The sequence below is a fragment of the Arthrobacter sp. Cr_A7 genome (assembly GCF_029222765.1).
Classification (GTDB): Bacteria; Actinomycetota; Actinomycetes; order Actinomycetales; family Micrococcaceae; genus Arthrobacter.
This window is the reverse complement of sequence record NZ_JARHXQ010000009.1, coordinates 1-1,403: the sequence shown is the minus strand read 5'-3', so window position 1 is coordinate 1,403 and position 1,403 is coordinate 1. Positions and strand designations below refer to the sequence as shown.

Annotated in this window: 1 protein-coding gene; it reads left to right on the top strand. The window is 63.7% G+C overall.

The genetic code is table 11. The features are described 5' to 3' along the window. Nucleotides 1–1,347 (top strand): cbb3-type cytochrome c oxidase subunit I (locus P2Q66_RS00585; RefSeq protein WP_275724756.1); only part of this gene is annotated, 1,347 nt, incomplete at its 5' end. Nucleotides 1,348–1,403 lie beyond the last annotated feature (56 nt).

The window sequence follows — 1,403 nt, the reverse complement described above, 5'->3', positions numbered from 1 at the left end:
GCGACCGCGGGGTTCATCACGCCGCAGGGTGCTGCCTCGTTTGGCTGGTTCGCCTATGCGCCGTTGTCCAACACCACGTTCACGCCGGGGATCGGCGGTGACCTGTGGGTGTTCGGGCTGGCGTTGTCCGGTTTCGGAACCATCCTGGGCTCGGTCAACTTCATCACCACCATCATCTGCATGCGCGCTCCGGGCCTTACGATGTGGCGGATGCCGATCTTCACGTGGAACACCCTGGTGACAGGCATCCTGGTGCTGATGGCCTTCCCGCCGCTGGCCTCTGCGCTGTTCGCGCTCGGAGCCGACAGGAAGTTCGGTGCCCACATCTTCGATCCCGCCAACGGCGGCGCCATCCTCTGGCAGCACCTGTTCTGGTTCTTCGGCCACCCGGAGGTGTACATCATCGCGCTGCCGTTCTTCGGCATTGTGTCGGAGATCTTCCCGGTCTTCAGCCGCAAACCCCTGTTCGGCTACAAGGGCATTGTGTACGCCACCATCGCCATCGGCGCCCTCTCCGTGACGGTGTGGGCCCACCACATGTACGTCACGGGTGCGGTGTTCCTGCCGTTCTTCGCGTTCATGACCATGCTGATCGCGGTGCCCACGGGCGTGAAGTTCTTCAACTGGATCGGCACTATGTGGGGCGGCTCCATCACCTTCGAGACGCCCATGCTGTGGAGCATCGGGTTCCTGGCGACGTTCCTTTTCGGTGGCCTGACCGGGATTATCCTGGCCGCCCCGCCGCTGGACTTCCACGTGTCCGACTCCTACTTCGTGGTGGCCCACTTCCACTACGTGGTGTTCGGCACCGTGGTCTTCGCGATGTTCGCCGGGTTCTATTTCTGGTGGCCCAAGTTCACCGGCACCATGCTGAACGAGCGGCTGGGCAAGATCCACTTCTGGATGCTGTTCCTGGGCTTCCACGCCACGTTCCTCATCCAGCACTGGCTGGGTGTGCTGGGCATGCCCCGCCGCTATGCGGACTACATGCCGGAGGACAATTTCACCCTGATGAACCAGTTCTCCAGCTTCGGCTCCTACCTGCTGGGCGCATCGATGATCCCGTTCCTGTGGAACGTTTATCACACCTGGCGGACCGGCAAGAAGGTCACGGTGGATGATCCCTGGGGCTTCGGTGCCTCCCTGGAGTGGGCCACGTCCTGCCCGCCGCCGCGCCACAACTTCACCTCGTTGCCCCGGATCCGGTCCGAGCGGCCGGCCCTGGACCTGCACCATCCCGAGCTGAGTGTTCGTGAGCACGCGCCGGTGCATGGCGTAGCAGCGGATGTCCTGGGCGCCGCCGACATCGGTGAGCGGGACGTCCGCAGCCCGGACCCGAACCAGTAGCGGACTGCGTTTTTCCACCCCAAACCGGGGTCACTCCCGGCCCAATTCCGACAGTT